This window comes from Spirosoma terrae, assembly GCF_010435915.1.
Classification (GTDB): Bacteria; Bacteroidota; Bacteroidia; order Cytophagales; family Spirosomataceae; genus Spirosoma; species Spirosoma terrae.
The window spans coordinates 1-17,793 of the sequence record NZ_JAAFZH010000001.1; the positions used below are offsets into that span (position 1 = coordinate 1).

General features: G+C 42.8%; 13 protein-coding genes. 1 reads left to right on the forward strand and 12 read right to left on the reverse strand.

The features are described from left to right. Positions 1-27 precede the first annotated feature (27 nt). The 5 genes from GK108_RS00005 to GK108_RS00025 all read right to left on the reverse strand — a co-directional run bounded on the left by GK108_RS00005 (position 28) and on the right by GK108_RS00025 (position 8,962). On the reverse strand, positions 28-1,836 hold the full coding sequence (locus tag GK108_RS00005; protein ID WP_246224597.1) for a tetratricopeptide repeat protein: 1,809 nt from the start codon (positions 1,834-1,836) through the stop codon (positions 28-30). 483 nt (positions 1,837-2,319) lie between these two features. Then, positions 2,320-3,201, reverse strand: a complete 882-nt coding sequence (locus GK108_RS00010) for a class I SAM-dependent methyltransferase (RefSeq protein WP_163940907.1) — start codon at positions 3,199-3,201, stop codon at positions 2,320-2,322. A gap of 78 nt (positions 3,202-3,279) precedes the next feature. After that, positions 3,280-5,139 carry a tRNA uridine-5-carboxymethylaminomethyl(34) synthesis enzyme MnmG gene (gene mnmG, locus GK108_RS00015; protein WP_163940910.1) on the reverse strand — a complete coding sequence of 620 codons (1,860 nt, stop codon included), beginning with the start codon at positions 5,137-5,139 and terminating at the stop codon, positions 3,280-3,282. A 155-nt stretch (positions 5,140-5,294) separates the two neighbouring features. Beyond that, on the reverse strand, positions 5,295-8,597 hold the full coding sequence (locus tag GK108_RS00020; protein ID WP_163940912.1) for a DUF4175 family protein: 3,303 nt from the start codon (positions 8,595-8,597) through the stop codon (positions 5,295-5,297). A gap of 20 nt (positions 8,598-8,617) precedes the next feature. Next, positions 8,618-8,962, reverse strand: a complete 345-nt coding sequence (locus GK108_RS00025; protein ID WP_163940915.1) for a hypothetical protein — start codon at positions 8,960-8,962, stop codon at positions 8,618-8,620. A 66-nt stretch (positions 8,963-9,028) separates the two neighbouring features. On the opposite strand from GK108_RS00025, the gene GK108_RS00030 reads away from it, so the two are divergent. Continuing rightward, positions 9,029-9,745 (forward strand): ComF family protein, encoded by a 717-nt coding sequence (locus tag GK108_RS00030; RefSeq protein ID WP_163940918.1) that lies wholly within the window; start codon positions 9,029-9,031, stop codon positions 9,743-9,745. Positions 9,746-9,783: 38 nt separating this feature from the next. On the opposite strand, the gene gldJ is transcribed toward GK108_RS00030, so the two are convergent. From gldJ to GK108_RS00065, 7 genes are all read right to left on the reverse strand, one after another. Beyond that, positions 9,784-11,040 carry a gliding motility lipoprotein GldJ gene (gldJ, locus tag GK108_RS00035; RefSeq protein WP_163940921.1) on the reverse strand — a complete coding sequence of 419 codons (1,257 nt, stop codon included), beginning with the start codon at positions 11,038-11,040 and terminating at the stop codon, positions 9,784-9,786. A gap of 134 nt (positions 11,041-11,174) precedes the next feature. Further along, positions 11,175-14,528, reverse strand: coding sequence for a transcription-repair coupling factor (gene mfd / locus GK108_RS00040; protein WP_163940924.1), 3,354 nt, complete (start codon positions 14,526-14,528; stop codon positions 11,175-11,177). Between the two features lie 104 nt (positions 14,529-14,632). Further along, on the reverse strand, positions 14,633-15,079 hold the full coding sequence (locus GK108_RS00045; RefSeq protein ID WP_163940929.1) for a barstar family protein: 447 nt from the start codon (positions 15,077-15,079) through the stop codon (positions 14,633-14,635). Then, positions 15,076-15,579, reverse strand: coding sequence for a ribonuclease domain-containing protein (locus tag GK108_RS00050; RefSeq protein ID WP_163940932.1), 504 nt, complete (start codon positions 15,577-15,579; stop codon positions 15,076-15,078). Before GK108_RS00050 ends, GK108_RS00045 begins: the two co-directional genes overlap by 4 nt. A gap of 83 nt (positions 15,580-15,662) precedes the next feature. Beyond that, complete coding sequence (locus GK108_RS00055; RefSeq protein ID WP_163940935.1) at positions 15,663-15,959, reverse strand: muconolactone Delta-isomerase family protein; 297 nt, start codon at positions 15,957-15,959, stop codon at positions 15,663-15,665. A gap of 27 nt (positions 15,960-15,986) precedes the next feature. Then, positions 15,987-16,619, reverse strand: coding sequence for an alpha/beta hydrolase (locus tag GK108_RS00060; RefSeq protein ID WP_163943688.1), 633 nt, complete (start codon positions 16,617-16,619; stop codon positions 15,987-15,989). 77 nt (positions 16,620-16,696) lie between these two features. Next, complete coding sequence (locus tag GK108_RS00065; RefSeq protein ID WP_163940938.1) at positions 16,697-17,635, reverse strand: ring-cleaving dioxygenase; 939 nt, start codon at positions 17,633-17,635, stop codon at positions 16,697-16,699. Positions 17,636-17,793 lie beyond the last annotated feature (158 nt).

Consider the following 17,793-nt stretch of genomic DNA (forward strand, 5'->3'; position numbering starts at 1 on the left):
GTGGATAACTAATAGCATTGACATCGATTAATTTACAGTGTCTCCACGTAGTGATCGATATCGTTTCCTGGACTCTGCTCCGTAAATACTTCCTGGGTATTGAGTCAAAACTTTCTGATAAGCTTCCATAGCTGCAGTCTTATCCTTAAGCCGCTCTTCATAAATCTTAGCCTGGGTAAATAAAGCATCATCGCCTAAAATATCATTAGGAAACGCCGTAGTAATTTGCTTTAAATCTTCGAGCGCTTCAGCGTTCTTTCCCTGCTTCATATATGTATTTGCCCGAAGCCATAAGATTTCATCAGCCAGTGTATGGTCTTTATACCTGGTCCACATATCTTTCAACGCATCAATGGCCTCATCTGTCTTATTCTGGAACAGAAGCAGGTCAATACTGGCGTATTCTTTCATAGCCGCTTCTGTACTATCCATACCAGTGTTATCAACAATTAGCAAACTTAGCTGCTCAGCATCATTCGCTATTTCCCGAGATGTAGCCAGTTTCAATACGTCCAGTAAGTCTTTAGCAACGGCTAGATTTCCCTTGTAATAATGAAGCTTAGCATTTTTCAGTTTCGCTTCGTAGCCTAACAGTTCTTCCTTTTGCGATTTCTCTACCTGTGAATACAACAGGGTCGATTCCCAGGGTTCTCCTTTCAACAGATAAATATCCCCTTTGTCGAGCTTACACCGATCAACAAAATTTTTATCTGTCTTGCCTAAATCGATGGCTAAATCCAGGACAGTCAAGGCAGTGTCTTTGCTGTCTAAATAGTTACCATACAGATTGGCCGTGCTACGTAATGCTTCCAGTGTTTTTATATTTGTGCCAATCTCCTGAAGCATTTTCTGGTAATCTGTTATCAGCTTCCGGATTTCTGTTTTATCAACAGGATAGGTGTTTTTAACTTGTTCTTCTCTCGCCTGTATTACTAATCGACGAGCAAATGGATATAACTGTCCCTGTGGATATGTTGTTGTTATATACTCAAAAGCTTCGGCAGCTGTTTTATATTCCTTATTGTTCATTGCCAGCACACCCAAATCGTATACCCGGCTGCCGTTTAACTTCACCCGTTTATCGGTAGCTTTTTCCTGAAGTAATGCCCGGCTGAACTTCTGCTTCTGTATAAAGTACCAAATCAACAACTCGTTATAAGCTAATTCATTCGGCTCCTGCTGGATCTTTGTGTACAAAGCTTTTTCCACAAGCGGTTCTTCCTTTGTGTTAATATACCCTTGTAGAGCCGCTAACACCGATTCTTTCTTATCAGATTGCTTACTGGTCGTTATAATTTCGTCGATAGCTCGTTCGGTTTGGCCGGTACTTCTGTACAACGTCATTAAATCCTCGCTGTAAGCCGTTGGCTCCTTGCTGACCTCTCGGGCCATCTCGAGCGATTTAATGGCCCAGCGAGGCTCTCCGGCTTCGTTAAAGGCCGTTGCAACTTTTTCCAGCTTGTTTATCGATGATTTGCTTGCCTGCAGAGCCGCTGTATATAATTTGCTGGCAGAAATCGTATCTCCCTGCTGAGTTGCCAACTGGCCCAACAACAGTTCGTAATAGAATCGGTTTGGATCATCACTTTTTTGCTGTTTCCGCAAATATTTGTTTGCCTCATCTATTTTGTTACTTTTCTGCAAACTGTTTATATATCGCGACAGCCGTATCCACGTTACGTCTGTTCTTAACAGTTTGGCATACTCATTCGCAGCTTTTTCGAATTCACCAGCCTTATAATATTCTTCAGCCAAGGTCGTCCCGCTTTGTCCCCAAACAAGCCCGGTCGACAATAACCACATTAGCGTAATAACGACTTTTGACCTTATTAACATTTTATATAAAAGCTTTTTAAAAGAAACGTTATTATAACCATTAGCTATGTGGAAATGTGAACAAATAAGTTGTCCACTCTTCAAGATACGTATTGTGGATAATAGCTGCAAGTTATCCACTACCTTATCTTTACTTATCCACTTATAATCTATTCATTGTCAGATTAATAACATTTTATCCACAATAACCATGCTTTATTGATGTGGATTTGTGAATAAATTTTATACACAATGTTACGTGGGGAAATAGTGTGGAATTAATTGGGATATGTGGTCAATTCTCCACAAAATTCCATGTGTGGAAAAGCACTGTGGATTACTTAACGAATATTCCACAATAGAATCTCTCTTTGTAAACAGGTTATCCACTGATACTCAACAGTTATACACATAGTTATTCACACAAAACTTTAACTTTTTTAATTTAGAATAGACCTTTACCTGAATCAGAAAAAGGGTGCCCTGAGCGCCTATTTTAAGTGTCTATGCCTTCCTGAAGAGATAGATTAAACTTGACGAGTTGCCGCTTTGTTTGGCTTTGGCATTAGAGGCTAAACCAACCTCTACACTCTTCACATAATTTGTCTGCCCTGTCTGGTACTTGGTACTAAGCATAGCTATATAAAAAGCATCGAATACCATTGGCCTCTTACCTGTCAGTTTAAAACCATGCTTTTTAAATAATGGCTCAATGGTTGAAGGGGTAAAATGGTGTAAATGTCTAGGCACATCATAAGCAGCCCAATACTCTTTAAAAAATTGAGCGTCGTATGAATCTGAATTAGGTACAGCTATTAACAGCGTCCCTTCTGGTTTGAGGAGATTGTAAAGCTGTGGAATCACCTCGTTTAAATTTGGAACATGTTCTAATACGTGCCATAGTGTAATGACATTGAATGGTAACGTACCGCTTAGTGATTCTAAATTTGGTTGGATAACAGATTTCAGTTTTTCACGTGCTATAGTACGAGCGTCTTCATCCGGCTCCATGCCCTCTACCTGCCAATTTCCCTTCAGACATGTTTCCAAAAAGGCACCAGTTCCACAACCTACATCCAGTATTCGCCCCGTTCCTTTATTCAACTCATTAATCAATTTCAGCTTTGACTTGAGCGTATAATTTCGCACTAGTCGATACGCTGTATTGATGATTCCACCACTACTATCATTATGTGATACGTATTGTTCCGATTTATAATAAGCGCCTATTTCTTCTTTTCCAGGTCGAGGGCTTGTAAGTCGGAAACCACATTGCTGGCATTGCTGTATAGTGAAATTTTTCTGACTCACTAAATAATCCTGGCAGACTAAGAACGGGCTAAATGTATTGCTGCCACAATTGGGGCAGTTATCGACAGTTTCCAAAATAGTGATGGAGATTGATTGATATGAAAACAAAAAAGCCCTGGTCTTACAGTTTATTGTAAAAGCCAGGACCTGGAACTAGCGGCCTAAGTAGACCAGAAGTATTGATACATCTGAAGGACTAACGCCACTAATACGTGATGCCTGACCGATAGTTGCTGGGCGTAGACGTTTAAGTTTTTCTTTACCTTCAAATGAAAGGGCTTTTAATCTATCGTAATCAAAAGAGGGATTGATTGACAGGTTTTCCCATTTATCGAGCTTTTCTGCATTGAGCTTTTCTCTACTTAAATAGTCTTCGTATTTGATCTCAATAACGGTTTGCTCAATGATCTCCTCCCCTACCCCAGGCATATCTGGAAGTATTTCTAGCAACTCTTTGATGTCCTTTAACTCTATCTCAGGCCGTTTCAGGAGTGTATATAGATTACTTTTTTCTCGTAACGGCGCGCTACTTTTGGCCGCTAACCAGTTGTTAATCTCTTCGGGCTTTACTTTAGCCGCTCTAATGGCATCTGTTAAAAGAGATACGTCCTCTTTTTTAGCCACCATTTTTTGATACCGTTCCTCTGCCGCTAAACCAATTTTATACCCTTTTTCTGTAAGCCGTAAATCTGCATTATCCTGACGTAGCAAAGTTCTGTATTCGGCTCTTGAGGTAAACATTCGATAAGGCTCCTCGGTACCTTTCGTAATCAGGTCGTCAATCAGTACGCCTATATAGCCTTCCGAACGTTTGATGGTAAACTCGTCTTCCTCGCTTACATTCCGATGGGCATTAATGCCGGCCATTAATCCTTGGCAAGCAGCTTCTTCATAACCTGTAGTGCCATTTATTTGCCCGGCAAAGAACAAATTTTTAACAAGCTGAGTCTCTAAAGTAGGTTTCAACTGGGTTGGCGGGAAGAAGTCATATTCAACTGCATAGCCTGGTCTGAACATTCGGACGTTTTCAAAGCCCGGTATTTTTCGTAATGCATTATACTGTACCGTCTCTGGTAATGACGTAGAGAATCCATTTACGTAGACTTCCACAGTATCCCATCCTTCAGGTTCTACGAAGATCTGATGCCGATCTTTATCCGCAAATCGATTGATTTTGTCCTCCACTGATGGGCAGTAACGAGGGCCTAACCCTTTGATACGTCCCGTAAACATAGGCGATTTATCAAAGCCGGTTTTCAGCTCTTCGTGCACTTCCTGGTTTGTGTAAGTTATCCAGCAGCTACGTTGATTAGTTAAAACAGGGGTATCCATATAAGAGAACTTGCCCGGTTGCTCATCGCCGAACTGTTCTTCCATAGCGGCATAATTCAAACTTCTTCCGTCTACTCTTGGCGGAGTTCCTGTCTTCATTCTACCGGATTCAAAACCCAGTGTAACTAATTGTTCTGTTAAACCAGTTGCTGAGCGTTCAGCGGTACGACCACCTCCAAATACTTTTTCGCCTATAAACATTCGGCCATTCAGGAACGTACCGTTAGTCAAGACTACGGCACCAGCCAGGAACTCTACGCCCAGGCTTGTTTTTACGCCAGAAACTTTACCATCTTTTACCAGGATTTCATTGACTGTGTCTTGCCAGAAATCGATACGGCTATTTCCTTCCAATGCTTTTCGCCATTCCCATGCAAATACATTTCGATCGCTTTGACAACGTGGGCTCCACATTGCAGGTCCTTTTGAGCGGTTCAGCATTCGAAACTGGATCATGCTTTTGTCGCTTATAATTCCTGATAAACCTCCAAGCGCATCTACCTCTCGCACTATTTGCCCTTTGGCCACCCCTCCCATTGCCGGATTGCATGACATCTGCGCAATGGTTTGCATATTCATTGTAATCAATAAGACCTTCGAACCCATTGTTGCCGCTGCATTAGCTGCTTCACAACCGGCGTGTCCTGCTCCAACTACAATTACGTCGTAAGAAGAATGCATTTTTGCTGTCTTTTAAAAAATGTTTCACGTGGAAACTTTTCACAAATTTGTTGAAAGTTGTTGAAAAGGAGAAGTGTTATAAAAATAGGATAGTAAACCAACAAAAAACCGCCGGCCTTTGTGCCAAAGCCGACGGTTAAATAACGGATGCTTCTCTACTTACTTACTTTCTGTAAATATTGATTTGCCTCCTTCTTATAAAATAAATTATAATTCGGAGTAACTGATCTTAACACTTCAACCTGCTTGGTCTTATTTTGAAGGTTGGTTGAATCAAAAAAAGTAGGGGTACTACGCTTAGTTGATTTAGCAGTTTCAGCTTGACGCTTGGGATCTTCTTCTTGCTGCTTCAACGCTTTTTCCGATTCCAGAAGACGAGTTAAAATTTCATTTTGCCGATTAATGGTATTAGGATTGACACGCTTGTTGACTAAATCGGTTTCAGTCTCGTCCATCTTTTCCATCAACTCTTTTATTTGTTTTTCCTGTTGCTTTCCCGCTTCAGTGCCTTTTGCATTTTCTTCCAGCTTTTTAAGCATATTACGAATCATGGCTTGTTGCGCGGCAAGTTCAGAAAGTTCTTCAGAAAGCGCTCGGCCTCCTTTCCCTCCCTTCTGTAATTGTTGCATGCGACCATTCAATTCTTTCTGCATTTCGCCCATACCACCAGAATTCTCGCCCTTTTTGCTACCTTTTCCTTTACCTGGCATAGCCATTGCATTCATCTGCTGCTGCATATTTTTTAGGACATCGCTCAGCATTAAAGCTAGGTTATTGATAGAGGTCATGGCAAATTGTTGCTTAGAAGCAGCCATACTTAACCGACGATCGCGAAGTTGTTGAACACTTTCATCCATATAAGATTTCATGTTCGTTAACTCACGAGTGACAAATGACTGAATTTGAACAACACGGCTTGCCAGGGCGTTAAGACTGTCTTCGATTATTTTGGCATCATCCTGAAGTTTTAACTGCTCTTGCGACAATTTCGTAACTCGAGGATCCTGAAGACTCATGCCACGGAAATCCTTCATTACGCGTTCTTGGCCAAAAGAAAGCGTAATAAGATTGTCAAGAATATTTCGGAGATCGTCCATATTCTCTTCCATTTCCTTCATTTCGGCCGATTCCATAGATTCTTTCATCATTTTGCTCATCGCCCGCATCGATTTTGCCGATTTCTTTTGCGATGAAGAAGCTTTCTTACCCTGATTTTCTTTCATCTGCTTCATCGCTTCTTCCATCTCTTTCTCAATTTCCTTCTGCTCCTTTTCAGACGTTTCAGGTTTATTGAGATCATCTTTCTCAGCTTGCTTTTGGAGCTCTTTTAATTGCTCTTCTGTTTTCTTAAAATCTTCCTGAGACTTTTCCTGCTGATTCTGCTGCTCTTTGGATGTCTCATTTTTCTTGGAATTCTCATCCGCCTGCTTCTCAAGATTCTCCGCTTGCTTTTCAAGATTTTCGGCAATGTTATTTACCTTCTGCTCCAGTTGCATTTGCTTAAACAACTTCAAGGCACGATCTAGATCTCGCTCCATGTTGCGTTCCTTACGGCTAAGTTTATTCAGCAATTCAGAGGCTTTATCATCTTGTTTACGTTCCAGAAGTTGCTTTAATTGTTCGTACAGCTGCTTCGATTCAGGATCCATCAACTCATTGAAAAGCTTCTGCAATTGATCTAACTTTTGCTGTGTCTCCTGATTTTTTTCGGCGAAACGCTGCTGCGTATCATTTGTTTTCTGGAACTGCTCCTGAAGCTTCTGTATTTCCTTCATCAGCTCCTCCCGCTTCTGAAGTATGTCCTGGAGTTGTTTTTTATCCTGAAAATCGGACGTTTTCTTTGTTCTCATCCGATCTTCCATTGCGTTAATCTCTTTCTTAAGCTGTTGGGTTTTGCTCAACGCATTGTCAATTTGCTGTTCTGTTTGCTCTGCCGATTTATCAACTTGCTTCTGAATTTCGGAGTTAGAAGGAATAACAAAATCAAGTTGGTTTGAGCGACTCGATTTAGGTCCGTTTACGCCGTCATTATCCCATACCTGGACAAAATATTCCAAACGATCCTCCTGCCCTAACTTAAGGCTATCCAGCGACCAGTTGTAAACAAAATTCTGGGACGTAGTAGAGCGATTTACAGGAATAGATTTGCTATACTGTTGAGAAGGTTTTCCGTTACGTGTAATCTTATAATTTAATTGAAGTTTCGAAAAACCGTAATCATCAGATACCAAGCCTGAGAGCGCGATATAATTGTAGGTCACTGTATCCTGAATACGATCAACAGAAATTTGTGGGAATCGATCAGGGATAACCTGAACATTATATTGAATCGTAGATGGGCTAGCGATCTGACTATTCTTCAGCGATACTGTATACGTAGCGTTTTGCATAAGTCTACGGTTCACCGTAAACGTATTAGCTTCAGCAAGAAGCGCTGGGGTTGGTTTAGCATCAGTGTTGAAACGAAGCAAAAGCGAATCTGTATGGTCAGCGGCAAATTCCCAATTAACAACTGTGCCCTGTGGTACCAATAAATTACCAACATTAGCTAGTTGCTCCGTTGGCTTATTTAAGTAGGCAGGATAATCGAGTTTCACATTAAAAGAGAGCACAGCTGGCCGATCAATGAGTGAAATTTTATAAGTAGATGACCGATATCCGGATGCTTCTAAATAAAAATCCAGGTCGCGCTGCAGATTGTCGAAGTTATAGGTAAACTGATCGCCCGACTGATCTAACTTAAAACGTGTTCCATTGGTGACGACATAAACAGATTGAGGAATGGCGTCTCCCGTTAATTTGACAGAAAGTGGGAAGTCCTCGTTACGAAACGTTTTCATCGTTTTGTTAAGAACAAGGAACTTAAAAGGTGCTTCTTCAACGAACTCCTTGTTGTAGTTTACCAAGCGAGTCGAAGAGTTTGTGAAAAAGGTAGGGTTTACAATCAGAATCAATAAGATAAGAGCCAGTGGCGGAATTGCATATTTTAAAAACTGCTTGTTTCGGCTGATTTGAATGGCGCTGGCAAAGCGATTAATCAGTAACTGTTCGGAGCGTTGATTCAGGCTGGCTTGAAGTAAATCGCTCTGATCCGAAGTAATGCGTTGCAGTTGTAACGTATTAAGCAACTTATCCCCTACTTCAGGAAAAAAGGTCCCAATTTGGCGAGCTGCTTCATCGTTAGATAAAGGTTTGTTCAATCCATATAAGCTCATCAATGGCTTTATAACCAGAAGGTATAAGCCTGCCAAGATGGTCAGTAAAAATCCGAAGAATAGGATACCTCGGCCCACTGAATTAAAACGGCCAATAAATTCGGCTGTATTGATAAATAAATAGCCACTTCCCAGCAAAGCAATGAAGAACAAACTTCCTTTAACCAATTGGTTTTGGAAGTAACGTTTTTTGTATTCTTCGATGCGTTGCACTAACATCGTGTAAGCGTTTGACGAGTGCATAAGGATTCAGGTTGAGTAGTTTAAACGAGTTCTGATTGGAAGTAGGATATAATATGTTCTTTGAGGAAGTTTTCCTGAGTTAGCAAATCGGTATGGGGGATTGGCTTTGATAAGATCCATTGTGGCCATCCGTCTTTGTCATAACCCTCGAATGTATAATAGCCAGACTGGCTTAGTACCCGACAGACTGCAATGTGCATCAGGTCTTGTTTGGCTTCCTTAGAAAAGCGTTTAGGGCCTTTTCCAAGTTCTTGGATGCCGATCAAAAATAATACGGCGTTGAGGTCTGCAGGGCGCTTCCCAACCAGTAGTTCGAGTTGGTCGAGCAGCTCATCCCAGGCCTCATCTATGTTCTTGGTAATCACAATGATTCGGGATTTTGTTGGTATCTCTAATTTACAAGGAATTCTTATAACTAACGAACAATCACCATGTTTCGGTTTATTCAATCATATATAGCTGACTTTCTGGATCTGCTTTTTCCCAGCTTGTGCCTGGGCTGTAAACAGACACTAAGCGCAAACGAAAAAGTGCTGTGCGTAGCTTGTCGGATTAAGCTGCCCGAGACTAACCACCATGAAGATCCTTACAATCAAAATAGCCTCAATAAGTTTGCCGGAAAAGTGCCTATTCGATTTGTTATTTCATTCCTTTATTTTTCGAGAGGGAATCTTGTTCAGAAGCTGATTCATCAAATCAAATACCGAGGCCAAAAAGAAGCCGCTAAAGAAATTGCTACGTGGTACGGATTGAAGATTAAGTCGGAAAGCCAGCTTAGCGATGAAATAGACGTAATAATCGGTGTGCCGTTGCACAAGAATCGTTTACAGCAACGAGGTTATAATCAGGCCGATTGGATCGCAGAAGGTCTAGCGGAAGCGCTTGAATTACCGTCTCGGAAAGATATTCTAGTTCGTAAGCATTTTAAAGAATCTCAAACGCACAAAAATCGTCTAGAACGGTGGGAAAACGTTAGCAATGTGTTCGCAGTCGCGGAGGGTAAACAAAATGAATTAGAAGGCAAAAGAATAGCTCTCGTCGACGATGTATTGACTACTGGATCAACTCTTGAAGCCTGCGCGGCAGAATTAGTAAAAGCAGGCTGTAAATCAGTGGGTATAATAACAATAGCGGCCACTCATCGCTGAGTAGCCGCTACGTTACTTTGTAAGCTAGTTAGCTTATTTTATTTGTTACGTCCTACGCCGATCATGGCGCAACGGAAACCAATCATAGCTGTAGCTGAATCCTGATCCAGGAATCGACGCGTACCGGGTGATAACCAATAGGCTACGTCGTTCCAGGAACCGCCTTTGTAAACGCGGAGTCTGTCATCAATTAGCGATTGCTTATTTTTTGTATCGTAGTTTTTAGCATCATCCAGGTAACCATTCCGACGAATTGGGTTTAGATCATTTACGTCCTGATAAGACAGTGGACGATAAACGTCATATACCCACTCATTTACGTTACCAGCCATATTATACAGACCGAAGTCATTGGCAGGATAAGCATAAATTTCGGCTGTGATGATAGCGCCATCGTTCGAACGACCAGCTATACCGGCATAGTCACCACGTCCACGCTTAAAGTTAGCCAGCATCTGCCCTTGTTTCCGACCTTTTTTCGGATTCCGGACCGACGATCCATCCCAGGGATAAATACGCTGATTGATCTGGTTCTCATCCATATACTGCGTGCCAATCAACGCTTTAGCGGCATATTCCCACTCTGCTTCGGTTGGCAGGCGATAATCGGGCAGAATCATACCACTCTCAAGACTTGGCTTGGCAGGCGCTTCTGGAGCAGCTTCAGCCAGAGCGGTTTCATCCGCTTTCTTAGACTTACGTTTCAACGAGAAACCTCCTCCTTTTTTCTTGGTGCCCCCCTTCGCTAATTCGTTGTTGACAGCATTGGAACGCCAAACAGCGTAATCACTGGCCTGTACCCACGACACACCCACTACTGGATAGTATCGGAAAGCAGGGTAACGAAGGTATTGTGTTACGTATGAGTCATTGAAAGACAGGGGATTAGCCCATACAGTCGTATCTGGCAAGGCTGCTTTGACGACTTCTTCCGATGAATCCCGCTGAATAGCGTTTAAGTATTCAAGGTAGTGAACGTTCGCGATTTCGGTCTCATCCATGTAGAAAGACTGAATAGAAACAGTACGTTCGCGGTTGTCACGACTATTCATTACGTCTTCTTCAAGAGCCCCCATTGTGAAACGGCCACCCTCAACGAAAACCAGGTTTGGACCTGCTTTTTGTCCTGCAAATTTCTTTACCTGAAAACCATCTTTTTGGTTATAAGCAATTCCCGTCGCCGTACTTGTTTTTCCAGGCTTCACGCTGGTTGGGTGCTTAGTCTTGCAAGATGCAAGGGCCGCCGTTGCCAGCAGTACATAAGCCGCTCGTTGCAGGTGATACTTTTGAATCATTGCTCTATTTTGTGTAAAAACGTAAGTGCAAAATTAATTTAAGATGTAAGATTTAAGACAAGATCGAAAAGACTTTCCAGTTTCAATCTATTAATCCTGTTCCTTTTATCGTCTGGTCCCTTCCTCTGATAATCTTAACTGGCTAACTCGCCCATTATTTCATTTAATTGATCTACCGCATACACATCACTATGCGTGAAAATAAGGCGGCTTTTTGAGTCCTTCAACGAGCATTTGGCCGGGTTTCGTTTGATGTACTCAATTACCTTGCCAAACTGATCTGAATTGAAGAAGTGATCATTCCCGTTAGAAACGAAGTATCCTTTCAGTATATTATTCTTAAGCGTCAGTTTTTCAAGGTACAAGCGCTCTGCTTTCCAGCGAACATTAACCAGTTTAATCAGGTTTTCCACTTCTTCCGGCAACGGACCGAAACGGTCGATAATTTCCTGACGGAAGGATTGTAGTTCGTCGTCGTTCTGGATGCTATCTAACCGAGTATACAACGATAATCGCTCCGAAATATTCGTAACGTAGCGTTCGGGAATTACAACAGGCAGATCGGTTTCAATAACGGTATCGGGCAGTGATAGTTTTAGGTCGCCCGGTTTCGTTTCAAAAAGATCCTTAAACTCGTTCTCGCGTAGTTCCTGAACGGCTTCATCCAATACTTTATGGTACATTTCGAAGCCTAAATCATTAACGAACCCGCTTTGCTCGGCTCCCAGCAAATTACCTGCTCCACGAATATCAAGATCACGCATGGCAATTTTGAATCCTTCCCCCAAATCTGAGAAATCTTCAAGGGTCTGGAGACGTTTGCGCGCATCTGACGTCAATACCGATGGCGGAGGTGTCAGTAAATAGCAAAAGGCTTTACGATTTGAGCGCCCTACCCTACCACGCATCTGGTGAAGATCCGATAAACCGAAATGATGGGCATTGTTGATCAAAATCGTATTGGCATTGGAAATGTCCAAGCCTGATTCGATAATGTTGGTTGAAACCAGTACGTCGTAATCACCTTCAATAAAGCGAGTCATCACCCGTTCCAGCTTGTCGCCTTCCATCTGACCGTGCGCAATGCCAATCCTGGCTTCGGGTACGAGCCGGATAATCAGATTGCCAATCGATTCAATATCGCTAACCCGATTATGAACGAAAAAAACCTGGCCTCCCCGCCGAATTTCATAACTAACGGCATCGCGGACGATTGTTTCATTGAACGGATGTATTTCTGTTGTAACCGGCTGGCGATTAGGTGGTGGCGTAGCAATCACCGACAAATCGCGGGCGCCCATCAGCGAAAAATGGAGCGTCCGGGGGATTGGCGTAGCTGTGAGCGTCAGTACGTCGACTTCTACCCGCATTTCTTTCAGGCGATCTTTTGTTTTAACGCCAAATTTTTGCTCTTCATCAATAATCAGTAAGCCTAAATCTTTGAACTTAATGTCTTTGTTGACGATTCGATGCGTACCGATCAGGATGCCGATTTCACCCGTAGAAACACCCTTTAAAATTTCCTTGATCTGGGCGGCAGTCCGGAAACGATTGATGTATTCAATTTTTACCGGAAAATCGGCCATACGCTCACTAAACGTTTTAAAATGCTGCATGGCCAGAATAGTGGTTGGAACCAACACCGCTACCTGTTTATTATCGGTGACGGCCTTGAAGGCTGCCCGTATGGCAATTTCGGTCTTTCCAAAACCAACATCACCACAAACGAGCCTATCCATTGGGTGCGGCCGCTCCATGTCGTCTTTTACGTCGCTGGTGGCTTTTGCCTGATCAGGTGTGTCTTCGTATAGAAAGGATGACTCAAGCTCCGCTTGCAGAAAACTATCGCGGCTGTAGGCAAAACCAGGGGCATTTCTACGTTTTGCGTACAGCGCAATCAGTTCTCGCGCAATATCTTTGACCTGTTTCCGAATACGGGATTTCTTTTGCTCCCACTCCTGCGAACCAAGTTTGCTCATGGTTGGCGGCCCTCCCTCCTTACCACTGTACTTGGCAATCTTATGAAGGCTGTGGATACTAACCAGCAGAATGTCGTTATCCCGATAAATGAGACGTATCGCTTCCTGCTCATTGCCGGCATGATCGACTTTCTCAAGACCCGCAAAACGACCTATGCCGTGATCGACGTGCGTTACGTAGTCGCCGGGTTGCAATGTCTTTAACTCACGTAGCGTCAGCGCTTTCGATTTCGAGAACTTGTCCTGTACCCGATATTTGTAGTATCGGTCAAAAATCTGGTGATCAGTGAAACAGGCAATTTTTAGCGCATCATCAATGTAGCCTTCACGTAAACCAACGTTCATGGGATGGAACGTAACAAACGGGTCAAGCTCTTCGAAAATGGTACGTAACCGATCGAGCTGTTTGAACGATTCGGCGGCAATAATATTCGTATAGCCTTTGGCCTGGTTTTCACCTAGCGTATCAACCAGTCGTTTGAAATCCTTGTTAAACGATGGCTGGGGTTTCGAATTGTACTGTTGACGGCCTTCTGTTTTAAAATAGAATTTACGCCCAAATTCGACCGTTCTAAATTTTTTCAAGGCGTTCAGAAATGAGCGTCTGGTTTCAAACAGATCACCTGGATCGGATACGATCTGAATACCTCCACTGCTGGCCACAACTGAAGCAAAGCTCTGTTCTGCTTTCTCGTAACACTTCTCGATGATCTCAAGCGTAAACTCAACATCTTTGGCCCAAACCGTAGTATCATCGGGAAGAAAATCGAAGAATGGCTCGCGCGTTTCTTCGATGAGCTTGGTTTGAATGTTAGGAATGATATTGATGAAATCGACCGGATCGGTAGATAGCTGCGATTCTGGATTGAATTTACGGATGCTTTCCACTTCATCATCGAACAGATCGATCCGAAACGGAAATTCACTGGCAAACGAAAATACATCGATAATACCACCACGTACCGAAAATTGTCCGGCCTCATAAACGAAATCGGTTTTCTCGAATTCGTACGTCAGAAGCATTTCGGCTACAAAATTAGTATCGAGTTTCTCGCCAACCCGGATCGTTAACGTATTGGCCTGAAGCGAACGTTTGTTGATAACTTTTTCTGACAACGCTTCAGGGTACGTAACCATCAATAAACCGTCTTTAGGAGCCGGGTTGAGTTTATTGAGTACTTCGGCTCGCATCAATACGTTAGCATTTTCTACTTCTTCGTACTGATACGGCTTTTTATAGGACATAGGAAACAGCAAAACATCGCGATTGATGAGGTTTTGCAAGTCGTTGAAGAAGTAAGCTGCTTCGTCACGATCTGTTAAAATAAAGAGGTGATTCCCTCCCTGCGTTTTGTAGGTAGTAGAGGCTAAAACGGCGTCCAGACTGCCCGATAAGCCCTTAATTTGTAGGCGCTGAGGATCACCGGCAGACTTATGACTAAACGGTTCTGTCAGTAGTTTTATATAACTATCGTCGGCATAAAGGCCGATCAATTCGTCTGGTTTCAAGCGATGTTCAGGTTGAAATGAGTAAACACGAAAAGCCGCTGGAAGGGCATTCCGGCGGCATACTAGTGTAACACCAGGCTTTTCAAATTTGTTGCGTTTACCAATTATTTAACATCAGCCAGGAAAGAGTAGTTGATATTTTCCTGATCCAATAGTTTTCTAATCCGTTGACTATCCTCAAAAATGATGATAATCTCTTTGCTATCGGCTAGTTCATCGTCATCGACCCATTTCCAGTCTTCGGCGGTAGCATCGAGAATGCTCAACACACTGCCTAATTTAGCCGGGTCCCGTTCTTTACTGATAAACTCATCCGTATGGGTGAAATAGAGAATGATACGTTCATCTTCGAGCCACTGTAGATCGTTAAGCGAATCATTTAAGGCATCGAGGTTGAAACCAAAATCCGGGATTTCCAATAAATCAGCTATAGCCTCGTAAAACTGACGTAACGTAACGGCTTTCTGACCATCGATGTGGGCGATAAAATCATCAGCAAAGCGGGTTTCCAACTCACTTTCTGATTGACTTATAAAAATATTGGGTGTCATTTGATTTCAATAAATGAGTTATAGTGATCTCGGGTGTAATAAGCGCGGTTATCAGAGCCTGTGATCAATCGCTCAGCTCCTCGGTTTTGCCCGCGAATTTTTGGATTAACATCCCACTCCTGATAACGTATCCGTTTACCCAATCCATCCTGCTTGGGTAAATGATTTTCAAAGTTACCGAAGGTTCGGCCCCCTACGTATCCATCGGGAGCGCGTCCGTATTGCTGTATATGAGCCAATACATCGCGAACCTTCGACGGTACGTCTCCCTGTTGTCCATCTTCTGTTGATAAATCCTGCCGACGGCTTTTCTGACTGTATTGTTCAGCTTTTTGTTGGCGTGATTTGCGATGGTGTTTCTTATGATGCTGCGGAGCTTCTTGTTGAGTAGCCTGCTGATAATCCTGATGGCGATGGTCGGTTCGGCAGGCATCACCAACTAAAAGACAAGCAACAAACAGAAGTATTCGCAGGAGCGAAGCAGGAACAAAATGATTCATGGCCGACATAAATTGCGGCTCAAAAATGGAGAAAAAGCAGTGGCCTACAAAAAAGCCCTCCACGAAAGAGGGCTGATTTGTTTCTAATTGAGAGAAAACAGAGGAATTCTGGCCGCAACCATATTATGAAACATTAACTCCGTAATCATCGGTGTCATGTATTTAATAAGCGGAAATTCCGAGATTGATTCCATAACTTCAAGCTCCGAATCGGCTTTGAAAATACACCAGAGTTTTTGCCGATCCACTGAAAGAGAATAAGATAGAAGAAACCCCTTTTCCATCAATTCATCTACTTTGAGCCGTTGGGCCGGAATCCGGTTTGTGAAGCCTTCATCCATAACAGCCGGTAGATCGAATTCAACCATATACTGGCTCATAGGCATTGCTGTTAAGTGTTAGCCGGGTCATTTACTACCAGCTATCAGCAAATTAACAATGTTTAGCTCATCTTCGTTGATTGAATGCGGAAAATTTGGGTACAATTTAGTTGTTACGTCCGCCCCCATCTTTTTAAATACCTGTTCCGACTCCAGAACGCGCTCTTTCGGAACGTGCGTATCGTGATCGCTACAGCCTAAAAAAACAGGTGTTTTGTCAAGAATACCTTCGTACGCTCTTGGTGTATCAGGTGGGCCAATCAGGCCACCACTTAGCCCGAAAACGCCACCATATTCGGTAGCATGACGAGCTATAAACTCAAGCATCAAACAGGCCCCCTGCGAAAACCCCAGCCAATAAATTTGTGTCGGCTTAAAATTAAAATCGGACTGTAAACGGCCTCGTAAGCTTTCCAATACCTCCAAGGCCGATGATAAATAGGGCTCATTTTCCTGCATTGGCCGCAGAAATGAGTAAGGATACCACGTATTGTTATGCGCTTCCGGCGCTACGAAAGCAAAATCCTTATCGTTTATGTAATTCGACAAAGACAAAATATCTTGTGCTGATCCACCGCGTCCGTGAACCATCACCATCACTTTAGAGGCTTCTTCCAGCGGTTTGCCAGCAGTTCTGATATTATTCGGGTTGTGAATCATCTTGGTTTTATGTTTGTGGTTCATGGTTTACTGTTCTTCTCTTGAAAGTAATAAACCATGAACCCTGAAACGCTTGACTAGTTAAGTACAATCTGCGGTAATTCGGCCTCCAGTTTGGCTCGACGAGCTTCGTATTGAGCGGGTAGTTTCAACGTTGTACCTAACTCAGAAACGGGTTCATCGACCGAAAATCCTGGAGGATTGGTTGCTATTTCAAACAAAATACCACCGGGTTCACGGAAGTAAATACTATTGAAGTAATTACGATCCTGAACAGGCGTTACGTGATAGCCAGCCGATAGCAACTGCTCCTGAATGATTAACTGACTTTCGTCCGAATCGGTTGAAAACGCTACGTGGTGTACCGAGCCTGCTCCTTGCAGTGCCCGAACATCTTTAGGCGAATGCAATACGTCGACAAAGTTGCCCGAACCGCCCTGTCCAGCCTGGAACCTGAACCGCCCTTCCTCCTCGCCTACTAACGTATGTTGCATGTTTTCGGTTAGGAGTTTGATGGTTCGGTCTGGGTTCGATTCGTTTAACGTAACGGTATGAAAACCACGGACGGCATAGTCAGCAGGAATTCGGCCATTATCCCAGCCAGGCCGTTGGTCGTCATTGTTGAAAACCAATTCTATACCCATACCATCGAAGTCTTCAAAGCGTAAATAAGTCTCTGAAAAACGTTTGTATGGACCTGCATAAGGAATATGACGTTCGTGCAGACGATCCATCCAGTAGCTAAGTGAGGCAATGGGCACTGAGAACGCTGTATAGGTTAACTGGCCAGCTCCTTTTCGACCTCTGGGTAAATCTCCATATGGGAAAAACGTCAGAATAGTACCTGGGGCACCCGTTTCATTACCATAGTAGAGGTGATAAATATCGGGAGCATCGAAATTAACCGTTTTCTTAACCAGTCTTAGGCCTAAAATGTCGGTATAATAATCAACATTTTTTTGTGTATCACCAGCCAGGGTAGTTACGTGATGAAGGCCATTTATGAGCGTTTCCATTATTCTAAAAAGAGTTAAATGGGTGAGAATCTTATTTTTACTATTTAAATGTCGTTACATTTAATGTATATACATTTGATGATTAAAAAACGTTCAAAAAAAGAGTCCAGATTTTTAGACCTGGACTCTTTTTTTGAACAATGTATGGCAAAACGTTA